At 61.4% G+C, this 24280-nt stretch carries 25 protein-coding genes and 1 pseudogene; 3 read left to right on the top strand and 23 right to left on the bottom strand.

The window, feature by feature from the left end:
* The first annotated feature begins 276 nt into the window (after window positions 1-276).
* Entirely contained in the window at window positions 277-1056 is a 780-nt protein-coding gene (gene phnF / locus ACVIJ6_RS25425; protein WP_456774954.1) for a phosphonate metabolism transcriptional regulator PhnF, read from the top strand.
* Window positions 1057-1250: 194 nt separating this feature from the next.
* On the opposite strand, the gene ACVIJ6_RS25420 is transcribed toward phnF, so the two are convergent.
* The 6 genes from ACVIJ6_RS25420 to ACVIJ6_RS25395 all read right to left on the bottom strand — a co-directional run bounded on the left by ACVIJ6_RS25420 (window position 1251) and on the right by ACVIJ6_RS25395 (window position 6615).
* Entirely contained in the window at window positions 1251-1991 is a 741-nt protein-coding gene (locus ACVIJ6_RS25420) for an MBL fold metallo-hydrolase (RefSeq protein ID WP_456774953.1), read from the bottom strand.
* 34 nt (window positions 1992-2025) lie between these two features.
* On the bottom strand, window positions 2026-2799 hold the full coding sequence (locus ACVIJ6_RS25415; RefSeq protein WP_456774952.1) for an SDR family NAD(P)-dependent oxidoreductase: 774 nt from the start codon (window positions 2797-2799) through the stop codon (window positions 2026-2028).
* A gap of 104 nt (window positions 2800-2903) precedes the next feature.
* Entirely contained in the window at window positions 2904-3896 is a 993-nt protein-coding gene (locus ACVIJ6_RS25410) for a phosphate/phosphite/phosphonate ABC transporter substrate-binding protein (protein ID WP_456774951.1), read from the bottom strand.
* 21 nt (window positions 3897-3917) lie between these two features.
* Window positions 3918-4760, bottom strand: a complete 843-nt coding sequence (gene phnC / locus ACVIJ6_RS25405) for a phosphonate ABC transporter ATP-binding protein (RefSeq protein ID WP_456774950.1) — start codon at window positions 4758-4760, stop codon at window positions 3918-3920.
* A complete protein-coding gene (gene phnE, locus ACVIJ6_RS25400; protein WP_456774949.1) occupies window positions 4757-5572 on the bottom strand; it encodes a phosphonate ABC transporter, permease protein PhnE in 816 nt (271 codons plus the stop codon). The genes phnC and phnE overlap by 4 nt, the downstream gene beginning before the upstream one ends.
* 101 nt (window positions 5573-5673) lie before the next feature.
* Window positions 5674-6615 carry a TauD/TfdA dioxygenase family protein gene (locus tag ACVIJ6_RS25395; protein ID WP_456774948.1) on the bottom strand — a complete coding sequence of 314 codons (942 nt, stop codon included), beginning with the start codon at window positions 6613-6615 and terminating at the stop codon, window positions 5674-5676.
* Between the two features lie 179 nt (window positions 6616-6794).
* Between ACVIJ6_RS25395 and ACVIJ6_RS25390 the strand changes: the two genes are divergently transcribed.
* Window positions 6795-7043 (top strand): hypothetical protein, encoded by a 249-nt coding sequence (locus ACVIJ6_RS25390; RefSeq protein WP_456774947.1) that lies wholly within the window; start codon window positions 6795-6797, stop codon window positions 7041-7043.
* Window positions 7044-7219: 176 nt separating this feature from the next.
* On the opposite strand, the gene ACVIJ6_RS25385 is transcribed toward ACVIJ6_RS25390, so the two are convergent.
* The 9 genes from ACVIJ6_RS25385 to ACVIJ6_RS25345 form a co-directional block, all read right to left on the bottom strand.
* Complete coding sequence (locus ACVIJ6_RS25385) at window positions 7220-8362, bottom strand: alpha-D-ribose 1-methylphosphonate 5-triphosphate diphosphatase (protein WP_456774946.1); 1143 nt, start codon at window positions 8360-8362, stop codon at window positions 7220-7222.
* Between the two features lie 132 nt (window positions 8363-8494).
* A complete protein-coding gene (locus ACVIJ6_RS25380) occupies window positions 8495-9271 on the bottom strand; it encodes a phosphonate C-P lyase system protein PhnL (RefSeq protein ID WP_456774945.1) in 777 nt (258 codons plus the stop codon).
* Window positions 9272-9278: 7 nt separating this feature from the next.
* The gene (locus ACVIJ6_RS25375) at window positions 9279-10088 is read right to left on the bottom strand and encodes an ATP-binding cassette domain-containing protein (RefSeq protein ID WP_456774944.1); all 810 of its coding nucleotides are present in this window, start codon (window positions 10086-10088) and stop codon (window positions 9279-9281) included.
* On the bottom strand, window positions 10085-10999 hold the full coding sequence (locus ACVIJ6_RS25370) for an alpha-D-ribose 1-methylphosphonate 5-phosphate C-P-lyase PhnJ (protein WP_456774943.1): 915 nt from the start codon (window positions 10997-10999) through the stop codon (window positions 10085-10087). Before ACVIJ6_RS25370 ends, ACVIJ6_RS25375 begins: the two co-directional genes overlap by 4 nt.
* Window positions 10996-12123: a carbon-phosphorus lyase complex subunit PhnI gene (locus ACVIJ6_RS25365; protein WP_456774942.1), complete on the bottom strand. Its 1128-nt coding sequence runs from the start codon at window positions 12121-12123 to the stop codon at window positions 10996-10998. The genes ACVIJ6_RS25370 and ACVIJ6_RS25365 overlap by 4 nt, the downstream gene beginning before the upstream one ends.
* Window positions 12123-12653 carry a phosphonate C-P lyase system protein PhnH gene (gene phnH / locus ACVIJ6_RS25360; RefSeq protein WP_456774941.1) on the bottom strand — a complete coding sequence of 177 codons (531 nt, stop codon included), beginning with the start codon at window positions 12651-12653 and terminating at the stop codon, window positions 12123-12125. The genes ACVIJ6_RS25365 and phnH overlap by 1 nt, the downstream gene beginning before the upstream one ends.
* A 14-nt stretch (window positions 12654-12667) precedes the next feature.
* Complete coding sequence (locus ACVIJ6_RS25355) at window positions 12668-13120, bottom strand: phosphonate C-P lyase system protein PhnG (protein ID WP_456774940.1); 453 nt, start codon at window positions 13118-13120, stop codon at window positions 12668-12670.
* 82 nt (window positions 13121-13202) lie between these two features.
* Window positions 13203-14126, bottom strand: a complete 924-nt coding sequence (locus ACVIJ6_RS25350; RefSeq protein ID WP_456774939.1) for an ABC transporter ATP-binding protein — start codon at window positions 14124-14126, stop codon at window positions 13203-13205.
* Window positions 14127-14247: 121 nt separating this feature from the next.
* A complete protein-coding gene (locus tag ACVIJ6_RS25345; protein WP_456774938.1) occupies window positions 14248-15177 on the bottom strand; it encodes a TauD/TfdA dioxygenase family protein in 930 nt (309 codons plus the stop codon).
* A gap of 255 nt (window positions 15178-15432) precedes the next feature.
* Between ACVIJ6_RS25345 and ACVIJ6_RS25340 the strand changes: the two genes are divergently transcribed.
* Window positions 15433-16389, top strand: coding sequence for a LysR family transcriptional regulator (locus tag ACVIJ6_RS25340; protein WP_456774937.1), 957 nt, complete (start codon window positions 15433-15435; stop codon window positions 16387-16389).
* On the opposite strand, the pseudogene ACVIJ6_RS25335 reads toward ACVIJ6_RS25340, so the two are convergent.
* The 8 genes and pseudogenes from ACVIJ6_RS25335 to trbE all read right to left on the bottom strand — a co-directional run bounded on the left by ACVIJ6_RS25335 (window position 16368) and on the right by trbE (window position 24277).
* Window positions 16368-16564: pseudogene (locus ACVIJ6_RS25335) on the bottom strand (DUF2274 domain-containing protein). The gene ACVIJ6_RS25340 and the pseudogene ACVIJ6_RS25335 overlap by 22 nt on opposite strands.
* Window positions 16565-16600: 36 nt before the next feature.
* Complete coding sequence (locus ACVIJ6_RS25330) at window positions 16601-17818, bottom strand: TrbI/VirB10 family protein (RefSeq protein ID WP_456774936.1); 1218 nt, start codon at window positions 17816-17818, stop codon at window positions 16601-16603.
* A gap of 2 nt (window positions 17819-17820) precedes the next feature.
* Window positions 17821-18822 carry a P-type conjugative transfer protein TrbG gene (trbG, locus tag ACVIJ6_RS25325; protein ID WP_456774935.1) on the bottom strand — a complete coding sequence of 334 codons (1002 nt, stop codon included), beginning with the start codon at window positions 18820-18822 and terminating at the stop codon, window positions 17821-17823.
* A complete protein-coding gene (gene trbF / locus ACVIJ6_RS25320; RefSeq protein WP_456774934.1) occupies window positions 18819-19502 on the bottom strand; it encodes a conjugal transfer protein TrbF in 684 nt (227 codons plus the stop codon). The genes trbG and trbF overlap by 4 nt, the downstream gene beginning before the upstream one ends.
* A complete protein-coding gene (trbL, locus tag ACVIJ6_RS25315) occupies window positions 19502-20743 on the bottom strand; it encodes a P-type conjugative transfer protein TrbL (RefSeq protein ID WP_456774933.1) in 1242 nt (413 codons plus the stop codon). The genes trbF and trbL overlap by 1 nt, the downstream gene beginning before the upstream one ends.
* A complete protein-coding gene (gene trbK-alt / locus ACVIJ6_RS25310) occupies window positions 20743-21108 on the bottom strand; it encodes a putative entry exclusion protein TrbK-alt (protein WP_456774932.1) in 366 nt (121 codons plus the stop codon). Before trbK-alt ends, trbL begins: the two co-directional genes overlap by 1 nt.
* Entirely contained in the window at window positions 21108-21839 is a 732-nt protein-coding gene (trbJ, locus tag ACVIJ6_RS25305; protein WP_456774931.1) for a P-type conjugative transfer protein TrbJ, read from the bottom strand. Before trbJ ends, trbK-alt begins: the two co-directional genes overlap by 1 nt.
* Window positions 21836-24277, bottom strand: a complete 2442-nt coding sequence (gene trbE, locus ACVIJ6_RS25300) for a conjugal transfer protein TrbE (RefSeq protein WP_456774930.1) — start codon at window positions 24275-24277, stop codon at window positions 21836-21838. Before trbE ends, trbJ begins: the two co-directional genes overlap by 4 nt.
* Window positions 24278-24280: the final 3 nt, after the last annotated feature.

The raw sequence follows: 24280 nt of genomic DNA, 5'->3' as shown, positions 1-24280 counted from the left end.
CAGGGCCCCGCAGTTGCACCTACGCATCCCCAATGCATATAAACCGTCGCTGATCCAGGAAGACACCGGCGGCCGCCCGTTCAATCTGGGTGAGATGTTTGTTTCCGAGGCTCACATGCGGGTCTCAGGCGAGCCTGCCCAACATGATGACGTGGCAATGTCAATGACATGTTGATTGCGATCCTCAGCTTGGCCCGACCGTCTTGCGGCAGGCCGCATTCTCGGGTTTGATGACTTTCCTACCTTTCGTCATCTCCGGCGCCTCGACGACGGCAGATGAGCCCGAAGGTTAGAGCGGCCTGGGAAATGACACTGACAACAGCCTCTCGCGCTACCTCGCTCGCGAACAGTCATCGCTGGCAGGACATCAAACAGAAGCTAGAAGAAGCGATCGTTTCAGGCGAGATCGTTGAGGGCGATCGCCTGCCGAACGAGCACGCGCTTGCGGCATCGTTCACTGTGCACCGTCACACCATCCGGCGCGCGCTGGCGGAGCTTGCCGCCGACGGCCTTGTGCGGATCGAGAAAGGTCGCGGCACCTTCATCGAGACCGAACAGCTTGAATATCGCATTGGGCGGCGGACCCGATTTAGCGAAAATGTGTTGCGGTCCGGCTTGGAGCAGCACGCACAATTGCTGAACTCAGCGCAGGAGAAGGCAACGGCTGAAATTGCCGGGGCTCTCGGCCTCAGGCGCGGTCAGCAGGTGATCGTGCTGCATACGCTGCGCCATGTGAACGGTCGCCCCACGAGCTACGCTTCTCACTACGTTGCGCGCGATCGCTTCGAGGGCATGCGGGAAAGATTCCTGATGACGGGATCGATTTCCCTCGCGCTTAAGGAGTTTGGGATCGAGGATTACCTCCGAAAGACGAGCCGCGTAACCTCACGTCTACCCTCCGGGGACGAAGCGCGGATATTGAGCCAACCGCGCAGCCAACCGATCTTGGTGATCAACAGTATCAACGTGGTCCCTCAGGGGGCGCCCATTCTTTTCAGCATTGCGCGGATGTCGGCGTTGAGAGTTCAATTGATATTCGATATTGACGATCGCTGATTATTGTGCCGCAGCTCAGGAGGGGCACCACAGAGGTGATGCCATCTTGTCGGTGATCGCCTCGAAGAGAGGTCTGCAGATTGGCCTCGAGCACATCACACCAACAACGGCTCACCGCGGAATAAACACCTCATTCTTCGAGTTTTCAGCGGGCCGCTTGTGGTCTCCCGACGCCGATCCGCGCACCTTCGATCTCAAAAGGTGACCTCCATTCCATCCTCCGCGGCTTCGGCTCCATCCACCGGCAGGCGATCGAGCATGTCGCGCGACATGTGGGTGAGAATCGTTCGCCGGGCACCGACCAACGGTAGTTTCCGCTTGAGCGTCCACCAATTGAGATGATTGGGGATCTCGCGATCGAATGTATAAGCTTCCGCAATAAACAAGTCGGCCGAGCGTGCTGCATCGATCAGCGCATCGACCCATCCAGTGTCGCCGGAATAGCAGAAGATCCTGTCGTCAACCTCGATCCGAAGTGCAAGCGCGGGAGCGCCGCTCGGGTGCTGGACTTCATGTCCGGTGACTTTCACGCCAGCCAGCGGTGTCGTCTCATGGCCCGGAATGAGTTCGATCACCTCGACGTCGAACTTCCTCTGGACCTTCGAAGAGCCGGGAAACATGCTTTCCATGGCATCACGCAGGCGTCCGCCGAGAGACGGAGGCCCGACGATGACGAGCGGCTTCACACGAGCGCTGATCACCTGCGCATCCAAAATGTAGATTGGCAGTCCGCCGAAGTGATCGCCGTGAAGGTGTGAAATCAGGATTGCATCGATGCTGTTGGGGTCGATGTCGAACCGGCGCATGGAAACGAGCGCGGTCGCACCGCAATCGATGAGCAGATTGGAACCCCCGTCTCGGCCGAGCATAAAGCAGGTATTGAGCCGTCCGCCACTACCGAACGCATCGCCGCAACCGAGTACTTTCAATTTCATCGAGACTTCTCCCTGTCCGGCTGGTGTCGGCACTTCATACGGCTGCCCAGCCCCCATCGATGCTGAAGATCGAACCGGTGATCGAGGACGCGCGTTCCGACGCCAGGAACGCAACCATCTCGGCAACCTCTTCGGCGGGGATCATGCGACCATTGGGCTGCTTCTCCCCGAGGAGAGCGCGCTTGGCATCGTGCAGCGAGCCGCCGATTGCTTTGGCCTTGTCGGCGAACTCGCCCTCGACGTTGAAATTGGTATCGACCCAGCCCGGACAGATGGCGTTGGCCGTCACCCCGGTCTCGGCCACGTCCGCGGCGACTGCCTTGGTGAAGCCCACCAGAGCATGTTTGCTGGCCACGTATCCGGAACGGTTCTTCGAGCCGACGACGCCGATGACGGAGGAGATATTGACGACGCGCCCCCAATCGTTCTTCAGCATCCCGCCGACGATGCCCTTCGTCAGCAGATAAGGCGCGGTCGCATTGACCGTCATCAGTTCATCCCAATCGTCGTCCTGGTGATCGAGGATATGGGCGACGTGCTTCACGCCTGCATTGTTGACCAGAACATCGATCGACGAATACCTGTCGAGGACGATTGCCACCAGATCGAGAATTTCCTTGCGGTTCCGCAGGTCGCACCGGATGTATTCTCTGATGGTACCGGGCTGGAAGGATCTGGCGATGGCGCTTTCGGCCTGCTCAGCAGGAACCCTGTCAGTTGCAATGACTGTGTGACCGAGTTCCGCCAGCCTGGCGATGATGGCATTGCCTATGCCTCCCAGCGCACCCGTCACGAGAACTGTCCTCATGGTAAAACTCCGCAGCTTGTGTTCGCCGTTCTATACCGTCGTGACGCGCACTCAAAATACGACGACCGAGCGCCGTACATCTATTTTCACCTGGGGACCCTGCGTCAGGGTCGCTTGAGCAAGCCAAGCGCGACGCCTGCCTCCTCAATGAGAGCGAAGTCGCTGTCCTTGGTGGGCGCGAATCCGGTGTAGTGTTCCGGCATGAGCGCCTTGGCTTGCTCCTCGCTCAGATCGAGCAGGAGCTGCCGCACGGTATCCACGATCGAAGGATCGAGATCAGCCCGCGCGGCGATCAAGGAGTTCGGGATCGGATCCGACCGCCAGACAATGTTCGAGGCCTCCGGCTTCAATATGCCCTTCTCAATCATCAATTGCCGGTTGCGATCATTGTCGGTGGCGACATCCACCTGGCCATTGGCGACGGCTGTCTCGTTGGCGGCGTGCGTTGCTCCGTCCCGGTATTGGAAATAACTCTTGGGATCGATGCCGCGTTGCTTGAACCAATAAGCGGGAATCAACCAACCGGATGTCGACGCCATGTCGGCGAAAGAGATCCGCAGCCCTTTTGCGTCTTCTGGCCATTTGGTTATGGACAACCCTGGTCGCGCCACGACGATCGCGTGATAATAGGTAAGTCCATCCAATTTCAGCATTGCCAGCGGGATGGCACCGCCCTCGCGCTTGGCAAGCACGTAGCCCCACGGGCCGACGAAGGAAATATCGACCTGTCCGCTGGCCAGGGCCACAGCAGTCCCGGCCCAGTCGGTGGTAGCGGCAAGCGTGTAGGGCCGGCCAAGCTTTTCTGCGATCTTCTTGAACAAGGGGTCCCAAGCGCGCCGCGAGTCGTCCGGTGTGGGTAGCGTGGGACCTACGGCAAATCGAATCGGCTCGCGCGACGACGCGGCCCGGGCTCGCGCCGTCAGCAGCGATCCGGCCGTCGCGAGGAGTCCGAGATGAACGGCGCGCCGGGAGATCGCCGTGCGTTTGGAACATGATTGGCGCACGGGGACGAACCTGATCGCGTCATGCGGATTGTCCGCGCCGCTGTGGCCGCGGGTTTCGGCGGGAGCGTTGCTCGGAAGGGACATCTGCTTCATCGCTTTCTCCATGCGTCGCATTCAATGAGAGGTGGCCAGGATGGCTTGTCCGAATTTCGGACGCGGTGCCGATCGCGAGGATGGTTGGCGGACAGGCTTGCCGTAGATTGCATCAAGCCAGCCGGCGTTCACGTCGCAAACGGGAGCATCGATGACGACACGTCCTTCGCGCAGGCCGATGACGCGATCGGCATGGTCCAGCGCGAGGTCGGTCTGATGCAAGCTGCACAGCACCGCCAGCCCGCGGTCGTGGGCCACGGCACGAAGCGTCTCAAGCACATTACGGGCCGATTCCGGATCAAGGCTTGCGACAGGTTCGTCGGCGAGGATGAAGCGGCACTCCTGGGCCAGCGCCCGCGCGATCGCGACGCGCTGTTGCTGCCCTCCGCTGAGGCAATCGACACGTTGATGACGAAAGTCGGCAAGACCGACCTCATCGAGCGCCGCTTCGGCGCGGGCGATGTCTTCCGGCAGGAAGTGCCGCAACAGCACGCGCCAGGTGGATGTATAACCCAATCTCCCGACGAGAACATTTTGCAGGGCGGTCATACGTTTGATCAGGTTGAACTGCTGAAAGATGAAGCCGATCTCGCGCCGCACCTCGCGCAGCGCGCGGCCCTCCAGCTCGTCGAGGCGCGCCGCGCCTGCAAAAGTGAGCTGCCCGGCGTCCGGCGGCACAAGGCGGGTGATCACCTTGAACAAGGTCGTCTTGCCGGAACCGCTCGGACCGAGGAGCACAACCAGTTCACCGGCTCCGATGGAGAAACTCAGATCCTCGATAACTCGCCTTTCGCCATAGCGTTTCGAAAGGTTTTCCACCTGGAGGATCGGCGCCCCCATGGTCGTGGCAGTTGCGGCTCTCATAACATCCTCCGGCGGATCCAGGCGCTCAGTTGATCGACGACCGTGACCATGGCGAGGATGATCACGAGGATCGTCAAAATGCGGGGGAAGAAGAGGAGATCGACGCTGTTCTTCAGCTCCTGACCGATCCCGCCGGCGCCAACGAGACCCAATACCGTTGACGACCGGATATTGAATTCGAGGGCATAGAGGGCAACCGACGTGAGGCTCGGCATGATGTCCGGCAAGAGCGCGTAGGACATGACCTTGACGCGGGTGGCGCCGGAGAGAGCGGCGGCGTCCAACGGTCCCTGTTCGACGCCCTCGATCGCCTCGGACCACAGCTTTGCGATGACGCCGGCGGTATGGATACTAACGCCAAGCACACCGGCGAATGGGCCGAGGCCGACCGCGACGACGAACAGAATTGCGAAAATGAAGGAGTCGATCCCGCGCAACGCATTCAGGAGCCACCGTGCAGCGAGATAGAGCCATGCGAGCGGGTTGAGGTTGCGCGATGCCATGATGCAGAGCGGAGCGGCAATGACCACGCCCATGGTCGTGCCCACCAGGGCCATCGCCGCTGTCTCGGCGGCGCGCAACAACAAGAGGTCAAGACCCTTGAGGTCGGGAGGCCACGCCCTTCCCACCCAGGACAGCATTCGCGGAATGCCTTGGGCGAGCCTCGGCAAATCAAAATCGACGAGGTCGAAACTGGCCCAATAGAGCGCGACGATGCCGACGCCGATCGCAAGCCGGCTCAGACCGCCACGAAAGCGGCTGCGGTAGCTCGAGGATGGACGGAGCGCCAGTGATGCGGACTCGTCAGACATGGTGATGGCTCGCATGCGACAGGGAAACGGCAGGCAGTGCGCCCCTTCGTCGGGCAGCCTTGTCCGCGGCACAAACTTGATGAGATGAACGACCCATGCGCTCAGGCCGGAATCGGCGGCGTGCCTTTGGTTGTGATTCTATACATCCGTCGAACCTCCGTGCCCGGCAGCTGGTCGGTCGTCGCGCGATGGTTGGTGCAGCGGTTGTCCCAGACAACCACGTCGAACGGCTTCCACACATGCCGATAGACGTATTTCGGACTGATGATGTGCTCACCGAGTTCTTCGATGAGCGCCAACCCCTCGCTTTCGTCCATGCCCTCGACGCCCTTCAGGCCCGCGAGCAGGCAGGGCGCGATGAACAGGGACTCGGCGCCAGTCTCGGGATGCCGCCGCACCAGCGGGTGGAGCACTTCGGGCGTGGCCTGTTGCTCGGACTCCGTCAAAACGTTCCAGCGCGCGCCCGGATGCGTGCGATCAGGCATCCATCGATGCTGGTGGCACACCCGGAAACGTCGCAACTCGGCTTTGCGCGTCTCGGGAAGATCGGCAAATGCCGCCGTCGCGTCCGCAAACAGCGTGTCGCCGCCATGGCTCGGCACCTCTACGCCGAGGAGGAGCGTCGCAGCCGCAGGAATCGCCTTGTATGAATAATCCGAGTGCCAGCCGGAGCCGAGTGTCTTCAACTGCGGATTGCGGCCGATCTCATCCTGGTTCGATACGATGGTGAGTTCAGGCTGGTCCGGATGACGCATGGCGACGATATGATGCGGATCTGCCTCCCCGAAGATTGCGCCCAAGGCTGCGAACTCGGCCGTCGTCATGCGCTGATCGCGCAAGACGACCACTCTGTGTTCGAGATAGGCCCGATAGACGGCGTCGCGGTACTTAGCAACCGACGCCTCGGAGATCCGGAAATTCTCAATCTCGCCGAAGAAGGTCCGGCCGAGACGGCGAACCGGGAGAGCACTGATAACGTCTGGCAAGGAGCACCTCTTGCTTGCGGGTGGGAGTCGTCCAGACAGCACCATCGCTGATAACATGTCTGTACATCTACCCGAGACCTTAGTGGGCTGCGGTGAAGCTTTAATGACATAACTATAACTGGCGTTATGATACGCCCTTCAGCGCCGCCAAGTCCACTTTGCGGGAGCTTTCCTTCCATTTACCGCGATGATGTCTAGACACCATGACGCAGCCTCCGGCTCACTCGGGATCAAAAATGTTGACGCTAGCTGACATCGATAGCGAATCGATGATTGCTGATCGTCGCAGCCGAATAACCTCTCGGATTGCATCTGCATCATTCGCTTACCGGAACGATCGGCATTCAAAATTCCTGCCGATTCAGAAGTTGCGGCTGAAGGTCAAGGCTGCACTGATGTACGATGGCTGTGTCGCCGGCGACAAATTGCGGATAGTCATGCCCTTAATCATGCGATGGTACAGAGGGCTTATCGAGGCCATCTAGAACACCCCTGTCTAAGAGTGGCTGAAAACGCCAGCATTCTCTCGGCCAAGAAGCCGTCTATGGACCTCGCCGTTCACGACACGACAGTGGCCTCGTTCAATCCCCTAGCTGTGAACAAGCCCTAGACTAGTTGCGTCTTCATCTTGATTTCCGCAGCCATCTTGGAACCCGCTTCTTCAGAGAAACTGCCGTCCCACGACCCAAATGTTGCGGATCACGGGCACACCTTCGATGACACGCACGCGGAGAAGGTCGGCGCGCAGGCCCGCAGCGATCCGGCCGCGATCAACAAAGCCGAGCAGATTGGCCGGGTTGGCCGTTACCATAGCGACGGTCCGTGCAAGGTCGAAGCCTCTTTCCGCAAGAGCGAAGGCGGCATGCAGGAGGCTGCCGGGGACATAGTCCGACGTCAGGATGTCGAGAAGTCCCTCTTCGGCAAGCTCCAAAGCGCTGACATTTCCGGAATGAGAGCGCCCTAGAATGACGTTCGGCGACCCCATGGCGATCTTCATCCCGAGCTGACGCGCGCGGCGTGCGGCTGCAACGGTGGTCGGAAACTCGCTGATGGTGATGCCGTGAGCGTGGGATTCATCGACATCGGCGACCGTGGTGTCGTCATGGCTTGCGGTGGGAATACAACGCTCCTGGCAGAGCTGGCCAATTCTAGTCCGGCTTGGCGGAACGTGCCGGCGCTGACGATCACGGCGTTCGGCGAGGTAAAGCGAGAATTCATCATCCGTCCAAACTCTGGCATTCCTCTTGCGCCGGAACTCGCGAAAGAGCTTCAGGTCGTGCCATTGGCGCTGACCGGGCGTGTGGTCCATCAGGCTGACCAGCCGCAAGCCCGGATTGTTCATGTGGCGCTCGACGATAGGGAGCAACACCGGGTCTGATAATTCGCAACGCAAGTGGAGATAATGATCCGCCTTGAGAAGCCCTTCCGAACGTGCGTGGCTCAAGCCGTCGATCGCGGCGTCAAGCATTGCCGTGCGTACTCCGCCGCTGTCGGCATCGCCGAGCGAGAGTGCATCCAGCACGGTGGTAATGCCACTGCCCAGCAATTGCCAGTCATGAGCTAGCACTGCAGCGAGCATCGACGGCCACCTGACACCTGGGCGCGGCTGAACGTAGTGCTCGACATCGTCCGTATGTACGTCGATGAGACCTGGAACGAGAAAGTCGCCCTCGCAGTCCAGTACGTGGGTCGCGACATCTGGGGCTTCGCCGACGTCTTTGATCACGCTTCCCAAGATGGTCAAATCGCCTTCGACGACGCGGTCTTCGCGAACAATCCGCGCATTGACAAGACGTGTGCTCATTTGCCTTCCACGTTCGGCAGACCCATCGTTCCCAGCTTCCTGCTCTCTTCGTGGCTGAGCAGGAGCACCGCGACGTCCGCCTTTTCCAGCCTGCGCGGAAACATTCTTCACCGTCGATTAATTTGCCATTGATCAAAGCGCAGATCGGGTGCCTGTGCGCGCGAGATCGTCACCCCCAAGATTGGGGAGCAACTCGCTAGCGGCGGTTATATTGGCCACCTCGCTCGTCCGGAGCGCGATATCCCGGTCGATGAGTGCCGTGACGTCGGCGGGGTGGTGAAAGACGCCGAGCATCGCGACGCCTTCGGCTTTCAACTGCTCAAGACGGCGCACAAGCGCGCGGCGCGCAGTTGTGTCGAGCGAGGCGGTCGGCTCATCGAGAAGCAGAAGGCGGCGCGGCATTATAAGCTCGCGGGCGAGGTTCACCTTCTGCTGCTCTCCGCCTGAAAACGTAACCGGATAGGCCGCCCATAGTTCAGGTTTCACGCCGAAATCAGCCAGCCTCCGTCGCGCCTCATCGCGCGCCTCCGCGGCCAAGCGTCCGGCCCGGCGCAGCGGCTCGGCCACCAGGTCTTCAGCGGAGACCCGCGGCCGGGCGGAAAGGAACTGCGTCACGAAGCCGATGTCGCGGTTACGAAGCCGCGCGATGTCCACATCCGCGGCGGTCGCGAGGTCGATGTCGCCAAAGGAAGATCGGAACCGCGCCGTGCCGCCGAGCGGCCGGTAGGTTCGGTAGATCGTTCTGAGCAGCGTGGACTTGCCCACACCATTTGGACCGGTCAGCAACAGGAATTCCCCTGCAGAAAGGTCGAAGTCGATGCCGGCAAACGCATCGATCCAGCTGCCGAGATGATGGACCGCAAAGCCCTTGACGAGGCCGCGGACCGAGAGGAGCGTTGAGTTGTTCATTTCTTGATCAGAGCTTGGCGAAGACGAGTTGCTGGGAATAGGGGTGCTGTGGGTCCTGAAAGACCTGGTCGGTGAGGCCGCGCTCGACCACCCGACCGTTTCGCATGACCATGACCCGATCGGCGAGCGTCCGGATGACGCCGAGATCGTGGCTGACGACGACCATGGTAATGTTCCTTTCCTGCTGAAGCCGCTTCAGAGTATCAAGCACGAGAGCCTGCACTGAGACGTCGAGCCCGGTCGTCGGCTCGTCGAGCAGGAGAAGGGCCGGCTCCAACGCAATTGCCTTGGCAAGCTGGACGCGCTGCTGCATGCCGCCCGACAGCTCCATTGGCGGCGCATCGATCCGGTCGAGCGGAAACTCCGATGCAGCAAGCGCTTCCCGGGCCCTTCCGCGCAGCACCGCAAACCTCCGCTCGCCGGCGACAACGAGGCGTTCGGCCACGTTGCCGCTGCTTGAATGGCGCATCAGGAGTCCCTGGTGCGGGTTCTGATACACTATGCCGATATGCCTGGCGCGAAGCATGCGGCGGGCGAAGCGGTCGAGCGCGAAGAGGTTACCATCGTCGCGACCGGTCAACCGCATCCGGTAGTCGCCCGTATCCGGCAATTCCTCGAGGTTGAGCAGGCGCATCAGCGTGGACTTGCCCGAGCCGCTCTCCCCGACGATCCCCATCACCTCGCCGGGATAAACGTCGAAGTCTACGTCCGCGAGTGCGCTCACCCGCCCGAACGTCTTCGAGACGCTCCGGACGGTGAGAAGCGGTGGCTCCGTGGTCAGAACCGGTTGATCGAGCGGCATAGCTTCGCGTGTCAAGGTTCGAGCCTCCCATTCTTGTACCAGGTGTCCCCGATCGTGACCGGATGGCCGTCGCGTGCGTTGATGCGCTTCACCGCATAGTCGGAATCGGAGAGCTCGTGCGCCGAACTCCCGTCGTCGAGTGGTATTTCGTTCATGAAGAACCCGGAGACACCCGACCGGTGGCAGACGAGGCCGGCATGGTCCTCGACTTCGTAGGGCACATCATCGAACACCAAGGGCTCGACACGGGTGAAGGGCGGCACGGCATAGATCCGCTTCTCCCGGCCCGCGGAGAGGAAGGTTAGATTGTGCGCCATGTTGAGTTTCTGCACGTCCCAGCGGGGGATTGGCGAGGGGCTGATGATGTGGCGCCCGTTTACGAGCGAAGGGTAGGACGCGCCTTGAGTAATCCGGCCGGAGAGGACGATTTGCTCGTAGAGCCTCAACCACATGCGACCGTAGTCCGCGTCCCCGTGCATGATCCGGGCAGTCGAGATGTCGGGCTCGACACGGCGCAGCGGTTCGGGGTCCGGCACCTGGAGGACCAGCACCTGGCCGGCGGCGAGCCGCTCCTCCGGGATACGGTGGCGCGACTGGATGATGTCGGCCAACAACGCATCGGTCGTCTCCGCGACCGACGCGACGCGCGCAACGAACCTGCGAAGGTTTACCGCGTTCACGCTGTCGTCGGCGCCCTGGTCGATGACCTTGAGGGCAAGATCGGGCCGGACCAACGTCAGCGTGACCTGCAGCCCGCCCGTGCCCCAACCGCGGGCGATCGGAACCTCGCGGCTCGCATATGGGACCTGATAGCCGGGAATTGCGATAGCCTTGAGGAGCGCGCGACGGATCTCGCGCTTAGCGCTCTCGTCGAGAAAGCCGTAGGAGACGGCGACCCAGGGTTGGACAAGGTTTGCGAGGCTCATCTGGATTCCTTCTCCGCGCGAGCGGTGCGGACGGCAGCTTCCCGGGCCACGTCATCCGCGGTCAGCCGACCAGTCTCGGTGTCCGGGCGGACGATGCCGCGCAGGGCATCGAGACTCGACTGGAACGTCACGTAGTGAGGCAGCTTCAGGTGGATGCAGAACCCTGAACTCTCCACCGGCTCCGTGTGATAAAGTACGAATTCTTGCCGCTCGGCCGGCTGCTCGCCCCCGAACTGTGAATTGAGGTCGAGTGTGGAACCGGCGATGACCTTGACCTCGTTCCAGCCGAGCGTCGCCGCGAACCCGAGGTGCAGTGCCTCATCAGCTCCGTCCTTAGTGACCGATTTGGCTATCATCTCACAGGTCGACACTCGTACCCGACCGATCGAGAACTCGGTGCCGCAGGGATGGGCGACGCGAACCTCCGCCTCGCCGAGCCGAAGCTCGTTCACCGTCGGGTGCGCGGATCCATATCCGCGCAGGAGAGAGTAGCCCAGGGCGAGAAGCCCGCCGGTGTCGGCCCTCGCGATGCTCTGGAGCCAATGCGCCCGCGAGGCTGGAAACAGCAACGGCTCGCGCGTGATGTCAGGAATGTCGTCGAGTGCAACCTCTTCGGGTGGAGGAGACGGCACCAGACCTACAGTCTTCTGCCACGCGGCCAGCGAAGGAAGGGTGGGAGCCACCACGTCCTCGGTGATAGCGACAGTCGCCGGCGCAACTATCACAGTGAGCGCCTCCGTCTGAAGCATCCGATGCGAATAATCGAGCGTCGCGCCAAGGATCTGGCCACCGGGGATGTCCTTGAAGGCGGCCGAAATGCGCCGATGGGTCCGGATTACGTCCGGCGCCAGTGGGCGGGCAGTGTGAAGACGCGGCTGGGTCGTGCGCCAGGCGCGAAGCAGAAGCACCGCCTCGTAGAGATCTCCCCCTGACTGCGCCAGCGCGAGAGCGGCAAGCTCGGGCGAATGGAGCGAGCCTTCGCCGATCACGCGATCGATAAGATACGGCATCGTCGTCTGTATCGTGGTAATCCGCTCCGGGTCGAGCGGCGGCAGTCCGTCGCGATAGAGGCGCTCTGCCTGCTCGATCGCATGCTCGCCTCCACGGGTTGCTACATAAGCCATCAGATCACGTTCACCTTGGTGGATCGGGGAAGGGCAAGCACGACATCGTCGTCGACGAGCACGATATCGAATCCCAGCGGATAGGCGATGCGCTCTCTTCTAGCTGCCCAGACGGCAGGATTTACGCCACCAAAGGTGACTTCGCGCATTCCGTCGATCCCGGGTCCGGTGAGCCGCAGCCGCGCTCCCTGCTTGCCGATCCGTGCTGGCGCGAACAGCGTCGCGCCCGTGTCGGGATAGGCCAAATCGCCGATCGAAATCCGCGCGATCAGCCGATCGGAATCGACCGCCCCGAGGTCGGCGAAAACAAATCCGGCGGTCTCGACCGGCAACGGCCGCGCGCCAAGGGCGAGGAGCCGGCGGCTCATGTCGGCGTCGTCGGCGTGGACCGTACATCCGCGGTCGACCAGGGCCTCGGCGACCACGAGGACACCCGGCGCGGGAAGGCAGCGGGTCTCGCCCGGATGAGCGAAGGCCCACATCGTCGCGTCGAAGGCGGCGGCCGTGCGGGATTCCGCAGCCGTCGGCAATATCACCCTCTCCATCAGAACGTCTCCATCGCAACACGCGTCGCCGCAACCTTGCGCATAGCCTCGCGGTCAGCCTTGGTCTGCTCGGCCTTCTCCGCCTCCAAAAATACAGCTATCTGCTCCGATCTAACCTCGAGTGCGCCAGCGAGATCGACGACTGCCATCGCCATGGCGTGTTCGAGATCGCGGCCGATCACCAAGCCGTATCCCTCGAACTCATCTCGCGCCCCGGCACGACGGATCCGCGCCTCGGCGACGAGCACCTCGCCAAGGTGAAAATCCGTCCCGCGCACCGTATCGGTCATCGGCAGCAGAACGAGGCCCGTACGGCTTTCGAGGACATCGAGGGGCTCGAGTTCAAGCAGCACTGCCTCGGCAAGCACGGCGAGACGGTCGGGGCGTGCCCGGGCGACGATGCTGAGCGCCGCACCATGTTCCCAGCCAGCAATGGTGCGCGGTCTCGTCATGAAGGCGCCCCTCGGAAGTCGTCCGGTTGCCGGGCAGACAGCTGCTGCTCCTTCTGTCGCATTCCTGGATCCCCTTTTCATTTTAGCGCAGTAAGCGAGCCGCGCGAGGCGAGTCGGACGTCTTCCGGACGAACCCCGACGCGCAGCTTGGTGTCAACGGTTTGAACTTCCACGCCGGTTGGACACGGTCCGATAAAGACCCGTGATCGATTGTCTCTTTCCGCTGCGAGTAGATTAATCTGCGGGGCCCCGACGAAGCCGGCATGTCGGCGGTCTCTGGATCGCGGTAGATATCGCGTGGTGGCGCGATTTGCGCAATTTCTCCCTCGATCATCACCGCGACCCGATCCGACATCGTCATCGCTTCGACCTGGTCGTGGGTGACATAGACAAAGGCCGTCCCTGGCCGGCGGTGGAGGGCGACGATCTCGGAGCGCATCTGCACCCGCAATTTCGCGTCCAGATTCGAAAGCAGTTCGTCCATCAGGAACAGGCGCGGCTCGCGGATCATGGCGCGAGCGAGCGCGACACGCTGGCGTTGACTACCGGAAAGTTCATGTGGTCGTCGATCAAGCAGCGACCCGATCGCTAGGATGTCGGCCACGGCTTTGACTTCACGAGCAATATCCAAGCAAATTCGCCGCGCACGAGAAGTGAGGCGGAGCGGTGGGAACGCTCGCGCCAGCCGCGTTAGGCGGCGCACTCGCAAGGGCATCGCAATATCCTGAGCGACCGTCAGGTGCGGATTGAGAGCATAGGATTGAAACACCATGGCAATGTTTCGTCCGGCTGGACCGATGTCGCCCGCAATCCCTCCGTCGATCAGGACTGAACCGGAATCGGGTCGCTCAAGCCCGACAGCGGTGCTCAGCAAAGTGGATTTACCGCATCCTGAGGGGCCACGAATCGTCAGAAACTCTCCGTGTCGAACATCCAAAGAAATATCCTTGGGCACCTCTGTCTGGCCAAAGCGCTTGCTGACGGAACGAAATTCGAGACTGTGCATCGTGCCCGCCGCTCTTCTAGATATCGAACACGGTAAGAGAAATGGCAATCAATGCGCCCCTTCGTCAGGTGGCTTTGCTCGCGTTCTCACACAAACTTTGCTAAAATTGATAGTTTGTACGCTAGGCCGGAATCGGTGGCGCGCCTTTGGTCGTGATCCGGTACATCCGACGCACTTCCGTGCTCGGCAGTTGATCGGTCGTCGCGCAATGATTGGTGCAACGATTGTCCCAAACCACCACGTCGAACGGCTTCCACACATGCCGATAGACATACTTCGGACTGATGATGTGAGCGCCGAGTTCTTCGATGAGTGCCAAACCCTGGCTCTCGTTCATGCCTTCGATGCCCTTCAAGCCCGAGATCAGACTGGGCGCGATGAACAGGGACTCGGCACCAGTTTCGGGATGTCGTCGCACGAGCGGATGGGTTACCTCTGGTGTGGCCCGCTGCTCGGATTCCGTCAAAACGTTCCAGCGCGCGCCGCGATGCGAGCGATCCGGCATCCACCTATGTTCGTGGCGCACTCGGAAGCGCCGCAACTCGGCTTTGCGCGCTTCAGGAAGATCGGCGAACGCCGCCGTCGTATCCGCAAACAGCGTGTCGCCACCATGGCTCGGCACTTCTGTGCCGAGGAGAAGCGTCGCAGCCGAGGGAATCGCCTTGTATGAATAATCCGAGTGCCAGCCGGCGCCGAAAGCCTTCATCTGAGGATTGCGGCCGATCTCATCCTGATTCGACAGGACAGTGAGCTCAGGCTGATCCGGATGACGCATGGCGACGACATGATGCGGATCCGGCTCTCCGAAGATTGCGCCGAAGGTTGCGAACGTGGCTGGCGTTATGCGCTGATCGCGCAACACGATCACTTTGTGATCGAGATAGGCCCGATAGATGGCGTCACGGTGCTCAGCAACCGACGCCTCGGAAATCTGGAAATTCTCAATCTCGCCGATGAACGTCGGGCCAAGACGACGAACCGGGAGAGCACTGTTAGCGTCTGGCAAGGCGCACCTCTTGCTTTTGGATAAGAATCGTCCAGACAGCGCCATCACTGTTAACTTGTCTGTACATCTTGGCGGGACGTTAGTGGTTCGTCATGAAGCTTTTATGACACAACAATAACTAGTATTGTAAGACGCCATTTAACGCCATCTGATTCCACTTTTCGGTGGACCTTTCTTCACCTTATCGTAATGATGTCTAGACATCTTTACACAGTCTCCAGCTCGCTCGGGATCAGAAATGCTGACGCCAATTGACGCCGACAGCGAGTCGATGATTGCTAAACAGCGCGGGGGCGAGCAGTGAAGGATAATGCCTGCAAGTCGAAATATGCCTCTCTCCCCAACAGAGCATCTTCCGTCGATCTGCAGCATCTTCGATACGCTGTGGCGGCAGCGGATTGCGGTAGCTTTCGACGAGCGGCGGAGGCTTTGCTGCTCCGGCAATCCACACTCAGCCGTTGTATTCGTCAGCTCGAACACTCGATTGGTATGACTGTCTTCGAGCGATCAAGGAGCGGTGTTCAAGCGACCCCGTTCGGTCGCGACTTCCTTCGGGCGGCCCGGTCGATTCTCGATCAACTGGAGACGCTGGTGACCAATTCACACAACGCCGGTCGCGGAGAAGCCGGCCGTCTGGTGATCGGGTTCTATACATCGCTTTCGGCCGGGAATCTGCGTGCCACGCTTATCGAGTACGTGCAAAGATTCCCGCAAATAGTCATCGACATGATCGAGAGCGCTCGAGTGCGTCTAGTCACAGAACTCCGGAACGGAGCAGTAGACCTCGCGATCGTCACAGGAGAAGCGCCCCTTCTTGACAACAAATCTATGCCACTCTGGAGCGAGCGCGTCTTGATCACATTACCTGAAGGCCATCGACTGGCTGCCAGCGAGACCATCTATTGGACTGATCTGAAAGGCGAAACGTTGTTGTTGAGCCGGCTTGATCCGGGGCCAGAAATTCAAGACCTCTTGGTTGCTAAGCTCGCATCGCCCGAAGACCGGCCGAAAGTCGTGACTCATGATGTAAGCAGAGAGAGCATCAGAAGTCTCGTTGGAGCTCGCTTCGGCATTGGCCTCACAATCGAAGCATCTCTCGGTGCCAATCTCGCCGGCGTGACATATCGAGAGGTACGGGACGGTACCGGACCGAGCCGGATCGGCTATTCGGCGCTTTGGAGAGCCGACAATGACAATCCAGCTCTTGCAAGCTTCCTGAAGCTTCTGGGAGAGCGCTATCCCTTGCCTGCAGCTTGATCCATGCAGCGAGCCTTTCTGAAGGCGCGATCAGTCGCCATGAACCGCGCCAGCATCGGCGCGATGAGTTTCGAGGGCTCAGATATCGGCTGCCCGGTTTCCCGTGCGAGCACCTCGCATAAGAAATCAAATCACGATGCACGCCTATGGGAAGCTCGACAGTCAGCTCCACCAGCTATAGCTCCAAGCTTCAGCTTTGCGATGAGCGGCCCTAACCTTTGTAAGGCTCCAGCACCAGATCGCGATTGACGACGACCCGCACCGGAAATCCCGGACGGATCGTCAGCGTCGGCTGGATGTTGAGATTGCGTTGAACGACTTTCTGTCCGGTCTGATTCAAGCTTTCGCTGGATCCATGACGGAGCGCCCGGAGAACATCGCTATTGCTTCCAGTACCGGTCGTGGATCCGAGTTCACTACCGACCCCAAGCAGGGTCGATAGAGCTGCCGCCTTGAACAGGGGGCCCCAGTGGTTATCGACCTCGTCCTGAAGGCCGGCATAACCTGATGTATCGGCGCCGGTCTGACGCTCCAGCACGATGGAACGACCGTTCGGCATGATCAGGCGCGTCCAGACCAGCAGCACACGCGATTGCCCGAACGCAACCTGGCTATCGTAGACGCCCATGAGTCTTGACCCTTGGGGAACAAGCAGGAAGCGCCCGGTTGGGCTGTCAAAAACGCCCTCTGTTACCTGCGCCGTAATTTGCCCGGGCAAATCTGACCGGATACCTGTTATCAGCGCCGCCGGAATGATGTTGCCGGCCTGCACGACGTAAGGCGATGCCGGTGCCGCGACGCGATCGGGATTCGTGGTGCGGCGATCGACCGAGGCGTTGACGAAGGCAAGTTTGCGGTCCTGACGGTTCTGAACGAAGGTATCGTCGGGTGCCAGCAGCACTGGCTCGTTCGCCAAGTTTGGCGCGCTCGAGGAGGCACCAACAGGAACAGCCTGCGCAATCGAAGACGCCGCCTCCCGAATACCAGTCGATGCAAACAACCGGCTCAAGTGAGCTGCTTCGGCTTCCTGCCCGAGACGTTGCTGCTCGGAACCAACTACGGCTACACCTATCGATGAGGCGTTTTGCGCGTTCAGTATCGGACGTCCGAGATCGCCTGGCAGCGCCGGTCCAAGCGGCGGCACCTGTCGAGGCACACCCGCATAGTCGCGCGGCAGGCCGGCCAAGCCGTCGGCCACATTGCGATGGTCGGTCGTGTAGAGTTCGGCGGGGGCTGTCGATCGCGACCGGTCGTTCTGCAGCGCCCACAGCACTGCACCCGATATCGCGACCAATCCAATCGCCGCCCCGCCCGCCAGTACCTTGCGCGACAACCTCGTTACACGCGGCCGCTCCGCGCGCAAACGCATCGATGCCACCCGGTCTGGTACATCGTCGCGCCCCGGGCGAATGTCGGGTTCTGGCTCCATGCTCACCGCGCTCTCCCATCGGTGCGGTTGATCCGAACAGTCTGCTGGTGCTCGCCACCCATGCGCAGTTCGGCCGCGGCAAACAGGCGGTCGACGATGTAATAATTCTGCCGCACGCGATAATTGACGAGCTGGCCGTCGCCTTCGGGGCCGATGACGAACAGCGGAGGCGCCTCACCCTGCGCGATACCACCGGGCATTTCGATGTAGACCTTGGAACCGTCATCGAACGCGGAGACTGGCCGCCATGGCGGATTGTCGCCTTCAATCGCATAGCGGAAACGCAACCGTGAGATATCGACACCGGTGACGATAGGGGTTGCGGCCTCCGCGCTCGTATTCTGCCGGCGCAACGCAATCAATTGATCTTCTGGATACTGCCAAGAAACGGAAGCCATATAGGTCTTCTCCGCGGAGCGAAGTTCGAGTAGATAAGTCCGGCGGTCCGTATTGATCACGAGGTTTGAAACGAGTTCAGGTCGTGTCGGCTTGACGAGGATGTGGATACGCTTGCTTGAGCCTGTTCCGCTTTCGGTGTCGCCGATAATCCAACGCACGGTATCCCCGGCGGCAACCGGTCCGGAGCCCACGAGTTGCTCGCCTTCCTGCAAGGCCACGTCGGTCACCTGCCCCGGCGCGGCATAGACCTGATAGAGTGCCCCCGGCGCAAACGGATAGACCTGAACGGCATTGATGTAGCCATGGCGGCTAGGCTGTATGCGGGCCGCAGCGTTGGCTTTCTCAACGCGTTTGCGCGGATCTGCGGATTCCGGCTTAGATTTTGCTTCCCGCAGCGGCTTGAGCTGACCGGGAAGCGGCAACAGTTTTGGCATTTCGACGACTTCGACCGGCTTTGGCGGATCGGCAAGCAGTACGGCGGGCTGCGCCTCATCGTCATAGGAAATCTGCGGCGGCGGCTTTAGCGGAATGGCGCACCCGGCAATCGTGGAAACAAAGAGCAGCAGAACCGACATGGCGGCTTTGCGGTTGCACGACGGCTTCATTGTCCCAACTCCCTGGACCAGTTGATGGCGTTGACGTAGACCCCAAGGGGATTTTTGCGCAGGCGGTCAGCATCGCGCGGGGTGTCGATCACGACGGTAAGGATTGCCGTCCATCGTTCGGTCGCGCTCAGGCTGCCGTTCTCATAGGCCCGCTGAATCCAGGCGACGCGGAACGATGTCGGCGAAGCCCGGATGACGCTGGAGACCTCGACCGAAATCTGCTGCTTGCCTAGATTGGCGAAGGGATCATTGGTGCGCGCATAATCGTTGAGTGCCGCGGCACCTCGATCCGTGGTGAAATCATAGGCACGCAGCCAGTTCTGCCGCAGCACGATCCCGTCGGCCGACAATCCCCTGACATCCTCGATGAAGCGCGCGAGATGGAATGCAATCTGCGGATCGGTCGGCTGATAACTACTGTCAGCAGGTGCCACGGCCTGGGCCTGACCGACGTGATCGACCTGCACCACCCAGGGCGTCACCGTGCCCCGGACAGACTGCCAAACGAGACCAGAGGCGAGACCACCAGATAACAGCAGGCAGCCGAACGCCATCAGCCGCCAATTGCTGGCTTGAACGCGGGCCGAACCGATCCGCTCGTCCCAGACTTGCGATGCTTTTTGATAGGGAGTTTCGGGTTCGGGGGTGCGACCGTAGCGCACGGATGACCTCTTGAACATCAGCGTTCACCCTCGGAGAGATCGACGGAGGCGCCGCCGCCGCCATGATCGGCGGAACGGACCGCATGGGTTGCCACGGAGGCCCCATGGCTTGCGGTTTGCGAACGCTTCATGCGCGCCGCCCATGCCGGTGGTTCGGCGGCGGATGACGAACCGGGTGAAGCCGCGCCCTGCCCGGCATTCGCAGCATTCGATGCCGCAGCACCAGCGGACCGACGGAGCGAACCCGCGATGGCAGAACCTCCGGCTTGCGCAACACCCGCAATCCCACCTCCGCGGTAAGCGGCAGAGGCACCGGCGGCAACCGAAGCGCCACCTCGGGCTGCACCGGCGAGTGCGCCGGTCGCGGCCCCTACCCCCATGCCGGCGCCGCCCGCACCGGCGGCGACAATGCCGCCCGCCGCAAGACCAGTCCCAACGGCGGCGCCGGCGCCGAGTTGGGGACCGCCGGATACAATGCCGTTGGCGATGCCGGGGCCGAAGATGCCGAGACCCAATAGCGATAGCGCACCCAGCACCAAGGCCATGGCGTCTTCGATAGTCGGCTGGTTGCCGCCGAAGCCGGCCGTGAATTGTGCAAACAAGGTCGAACCGATACCGACAACCACGGCCAGCACCATCACCTTGACGCCAGAAGAAATGACGTTGCCGAGCACACGTTCGGCGGCAAACGCCGTCTTGCCGAAGAGGCCGAACGGAATCAGCACGAAGCCCGCAAGCGTTGTCAGCTTGAACTCGATCAGCGTCACGAACAGCTGGATCGCCAGGATGAAGAAAGCGAGCAGCACCACGATCCAGGCGAACAGCAGGATGGCGATCTGAACGAAGTTCTCGAAAAAGCTGATGTAGCCCATCAGCGCCGCGATCGAGTTCAGGATTGGGCGTCCGGCATCGATGCCGACCTGAGCGACGCGGCCGGGACGCAGGAGATCGGCTGTGGACATGCCGGTGCCGGAAGCTTTCAGGCCAAGGCCTGCAAAACTCTCAAAGACGATGCGAGCGAGATTGTTCCAGTTACCGATCAGATAAGCGAAGACGCCGACAAACAAGGCCTTTTTGGCGAGCCGGGCAATGATGTCCTCGTCAGCCGCCCAACTCCAGAAGATGGCTGCGAGGGTAATGTCGATAGCGGCGAGCGTGGTGGCGAGGTAGGCGACCTCTCCGCCGAGCAGGCCGAAGCCCGAGTCGATGTAGCCCGTAAACACCTCGAGGAAGCGGTCGATGACCCCGGTGCCGCCCATCAGCGCACCCTGGGTTGGCCGACGTCAAGCGACGGGACACCATACCGCGCCGCCCCCGGTCCGAGGGGAACATAGGGGGCCGGCGCCGCTGGTGACGAAGGCGATTTCGTCGATCGGAAGAAGTGCAGACGATTATCGGCCCATATGTGGCGGCAGAACTCGAGTAACCCGAAATCATCGGGCAAAATCGTCCGGCAACGCGCAAGTCCGCGCTCAAGCACATCTGCCTTGCCAGTCTCCGTGGGCATGAGGCCGGCCGCGTCCCCGCCGCGCCGGCTCCGCAGCACGGCCACAGCGATGGCCAATACGACAAGGGCCGTCGCCGCGGCCCGTGCGAATTGTCGAGGAGTAAGGTATGACTTCATCAGTGAAACATCCGAACGCTTGCGGGCTGATAACCGGTTCCAGGTGTCAGGAAACGCCGAAGCTGCTCCCTGCCCTGGTCTTGCGCGGTGGTACGTTGGGCTGCTTCCAGACTCCGAGCGCGACCCTCCGCAGCAACCGTTGCTGTCAAGTCAGCGAGTTGCTGGGCCTGCAGCGCGATGAGCTGATTGCCAGCTTGCGTCGCCTGCAGCGCCCCTGTTGCCGATTGGCTTGACGTCACCAGCATCGACGTTTGGATACGATTGGTATCGAGATTGCCGACCACGCCGGCCTGTACCCTCAAGGTATCCTGCAGCGCCGCGACGGAGGTCTGCCAGCGCGCCTGCGCATTCGCGATCAGCGCCTGGTCCGTTGTTCCTGCGGATGCCGGGGCATAGTTCGTCGAGAACGCGCGGTCGATCTGCTGCACGTCGTACGCGATGCGCTGGGCCTGGCCGAGAGCCTGCTGGGTACGCTGGATCGAGGCTTGTAACTGCTGCAGCGACGAATATGGCAGGCTCGCGAGATTCCGGGCCTGATTGGTCAACATCTGCGCCTGATTCTGTAGCGAGGTGATCTGGTTATTGATCTGCTGCAGCGCGCGAGCGGCGGTCAGGACGTTCTGCGCATAGTTGTTGGGATCGAACACGACGAGCTGTGCCTGACATGGCGCCGGGAAGCCGATCAAGACGGCGACCGCACTCGCGGCCGCGAAGCGACGGATAGCGTTCATGACTTCTCTTTCTTGGCGGGAAGATCGGGAATGATGTCGGCGGCCCAGGCGAGGCCGCGATGCCTCAGCCAGGCGGCGACAAACCCCTCGCGACCACACGCAGCAAGAACTTCGGCAATCGCCGATTGGTCCGATTTCGAGGATGCCGCCGTAAAGGCGAGCGCGACGTCGCCGAGACCGAGTTCGAACAGCCGGTTGCCGCGCCGCGATTGGCAGTAATAGTCGCGTTTTGGGGTCGCGCGGGCGAGGATCTCGATCTGGCGATCGTTGAGGCCGAAGCGCCGGTAGATCGCCATGATCTGCGGCTCGATCGCGCGCTCGTTTGGCAGGAACAGCCGGGTCGGACAGCTCTCGATGATAGCGGGCGCAATCGCCGAGCCATCGATGTCGGACAGCGACTGGGTCGCGAAGATCACCGACGCGTTCTTCTTGCGGAGTGTCTTCAACCATTCCCGCAATTGGCTCGCAAAACCCTGGTCATCGAGCGCAAGCCAGCCCTCATCGACGATCAGCAATGTCGGCCGGCCATCGAGCCGGCCTTCAATGCGATGAAAGAGATAGGCCAGCACCGCAGGCGCAGCGGAGGTGCCGATCAGGCCTTCGGTCTCAAAAGCTCCGACTTCCGCCGCTCCCAAGCGCTCGGCTTCGGCATCGAGCAGACGGCCGTAGGGTCCGCCAAGACAATAGGGTTGCAGCGAACGCTTCAGCGTCTGCGATTGCAACAGCACCGACAGACCGGTCAGGGTCCGCTCAACTGGGGGTGCCGATGCAAGCGAAGTCAAAGCCGACCAGAGATGATCCTTAGCCTCGGGGGTGATGACGATGGTTTCGCGGGCCAGGATATTGGCGATCCATTCCGCCGCCCAGGCGCGTTCCGCGGCATCGTCAATTCCGGCAAGTGGCTGCAGCGCGACCGGCTCGGCCGCATCATCCGACAAGGCGCCACCGAGATCGTGCCAGTCGCCGCCCATGGCAAGTGCCGCCGCGCGGATAGAGCCACCAAAATCGAAGGCAAGGACCTGCGCACCCGGATAACGGCGGAACTGCAGCGCCATCAGCGCCAAAAGCACTGATTTGCCAGCGCCGGTCGGCCCCACCACCAGGGTATGGCCTACGTCTCCGACATGCAGCGAAAAGCGAAACGGTGTCGCTCCTTCCGTCCGCGCAAAGAATAATGCCGGCGCGCCCAGATGTTCGTCCCGCGCGGGGCCTGCCCAGACCGCGGACAGCGGGATCATATGGGCGATATTGAGGGTGGAGACTGGCGGTTGCCGTACATTGGCGTAGACATGGCCGGGCAGCGATCCGAGCCAGGCCTCCACCGCATTGACGCTTTCCACCATGCAGGTGAAGTCGCGTCCCTGGATGATCTTTTCGACCAGCCGCAGCTTCTCATCGGCAACTATGGGATTTTCATCCCATACGGTCACGGTGGCCGTGACAAATGCTTGCCCGATCGCGTCCGACCCGAGTTCTTGCAAGGCGGCGTCGGCATCGATGGCCTTGTTGTGGGCGTCGGTGTCGAGCAGCGATGACGCCTCATTGGTCATCACCTCCTTCAGGATGGCTGCCACCGATTTGCGCTTGGCGAACCATTGCCGCCGGATTTTTGTCAGCAGCCTCGTCGCATCCGTCTTGTCCAGCATGATCGCGCGGGTCGACCAGCGATAGGACATGGGAAGCCTGTTGAGCTCGTCCAGGATCCCCGGCGTGGTCGCCGTCGGAAAGCCGACGACGGTCAGCGCCCGCAGATGGGAATTTCCCAGCATCGGCTCGAGGCCGCCGATCAGGGGTTGATCCGCCAGCACGGCGTCGAGGTACATGGGAATCTCGGGAACACGGACGCGCTGACGCCTGGTCGAGACGGTAGAATGCAGATAGGTCAGGGTTTCCTCATCATTGAGCCATCTGAGCTCGGGCATAAAGCCTTCAAGCAATCCCAGCACGCGGTCGGTGCGGTCGACGAATCCGCGCTGGATTTCGTGGGCATCGGTATCTCCGCTGCGGTCGCGTCCTTCGTAAAGAAGCCGCTCGGCTCGCCCCACTTCTTCCGATGGCGGCAAATAGAGAAAGGTCAGGAAATAGCAGGACTCGTAGTGCGCGCCCTCCTGTTCGAACTGGGCGCGACGCTCGACATCGACCAGGGCTGAGGCCACATCCGGAAAATGTCCTTCCGGATATTGGTTGGCCTGATACCGCTGTGCCTCGACAAAGACGGCCCAACCGGAACCCAGCCGCCGCAACGCGTTGTTCAATCTCCCGGCCACGCCAACGAGTTCGGCCGGCACCGCCGAATCCAGATCCGGCCCCCGAAACCTTGCCGTCCGCTGAAACGAGCCATCCTTATTGAGGACGATGCCCTCATCGACCAGCGCCGCCCATGGCAAGAAATCCCCAAGCTGCGTATTCGAGCGGCGGTATTCCCTGAGATTCATCATCGC

The sequence above is a fragment of the Bradyrhizobium sp. USDA 4369 genome (assembly GCF_054056435.1).
The sequence above is the reverse complement of the archived record's forward strand: the minus strand, read 5'-3'. Positions and strand labels throughout refer to the sequence as shown.

Bases quoted from the DNA above. Each gene is read 5' to 3' on its own strand.
- trbE (WP_456774930.1), bottom strand. From the start codon at position 24,277: ATGATGAATCTCAGGGAATACCGCCGCTCGAATACGCAGCTTGGGGAT.
- ACVIJ6_RS25420 (WP_456774953.1), bottom strand. From the start codon at position 1,991: ATGAAATTGAAAGTACTCGGTTGCGGCGATGCGTTCGGTAGTGGCGGA.
- phnE (WP_456774949.1), bottom strand. From the start codon at position 5,572: ATGTCTGACGAGTCCGCATCACTGGCGCTCCGTCCATCCTCGAGCTAC.
- ACVIJ6_RS25330 (WP_456774936.1), bottom strand. From the start codon at position 17,818: ATGGAGCCAGAACCCGACATTCGCCCGGGGCGCGACGATGTACCAGAC.
- ACVIJ6_RS25385 (WP_456774946.1), bottom strand. From the start codon at position 8,362: ATGAGCACACGTCTTGTCAATGCGCGGATTGTTCGCGAAGACCGCGTC.
- ACVIJ6_RS25395 (WP_456774948.1), bottom strand. From the start codon at position 6,615: ATGTTATCAGCGATGGTGCTGTCTGGACGACTCCCACCCGCAAGCAAG.
- trbJ (WP_456774931.1), bottom strand. From the start codon at position 21,839: ATGAACGCTATCCGTCGCTTCGCGGCCGCGAGTGCGGTCGCCGTCTTG.
- ACVIJ6_RS25410 (WP_456774951.1), bottom strand. From the start codon at position 3,896: ATGAAGCAGATGTCCCTTCCGAGCAACGCTCCCGCCGAAACCCGCGGC.
- ACVIJ6_RS25390 (WP_456774947.1), top strand. From the start codon at position 6,795: ATGTTGACGCTAGCTGACATCGATAGCGAATCGATGATTGCTGATCGT.
- trbK-alt (WP_456774932.1), bottom strand. From the start codon at position 21,108: ATGAAGTCATACCTTACTCCTCGACAATTCGCACGGGCCGCGGCGACG.
- trbL (WP_456774933.1), bottom strand. From the start codon at position 20,743: ATGGGCGGCACCGGGGTCATCGACCGCTTCCTCGAGGTGTTTACGGGC.
- trbF (WP_456774934.1), bottom strand. From the start codon at position 19,502: ATGTTCAAGAGGTCATCCGTGCGCTACGGTCGCACCCCCGAACCCGAA.
- ACVIJ6_RS25380 (WP_456774945.1), bottom strand. From the start codon at position 9,271: ATGAACAACTCAACGCTCCTCTCGGTCCGCGGCCTCGTCAAGGGCTTT.
- phnC (WP_456774950.1), bottom strand. From the start codon at position 4,760: ATGAGAGCCGCAACTGCCACGACCATGGGGGCGCCGATCCTCCAGGTG.
- ACVIJ6_RS25365 (WP_456774942.1), bottom strand. From the start codon at position 12,123: ATGGCTTATGTAGCAACCCGTGGAGGCGAGCATGCGATCGAGCAGGCA.
- trbG (WP_456774935.1), bottom strand. From the start codon at position 18,822: ATGAAGCCGTCGTGCAACCGCAAAGCCGCCATGTCGGTTCTGCTGCTC.
- ACVIJ6_RS25345 (WP_456774938.1), bottom strand. From the start codon at position 15,177: ATGGCGCTGTCTGGACGATTCTTATCCAAAAGCAAGAGGTGCGCCTTG.
- ACVIJ6_RS25370 (WP_456774943.1), bottom strand. From the start codon at position 10,999: ATGAGCCTCGCAAACCTTGTCCAACCCTGGGTCGCCGTCTCCTACGGC.
- ACVIJ6_RS25350 (WP_456774939.1), bottom strand. From the start codon at position 14,126: ATGCACAGTCTCGAATTTCGTTCCGTCAGCAAGCGCTTTGGCCAGACA.
- ACVIJ6_RS25415 (WP_456774952.1), bottom strand. From the start codon at position 2,799: ATGAGGACAGTTCTCGTGACGGGTGCGCTGGGAGGCATAGGCAATGCC.
- phnF (WP_456774954.1), top strand. From the start codon at position 277: ATGAGCCCGAAGGTTAGAGCGGCCTGGGAAATGACACTGACAACAGCC.
- ACVIJ6_RS25355 (WP_456774940.1), bottom strand. From the start codon at position 13,120: ATGACGAGACCGCGCACCATTGCTGGCTGGGAACATGGTGCGGCGCTC.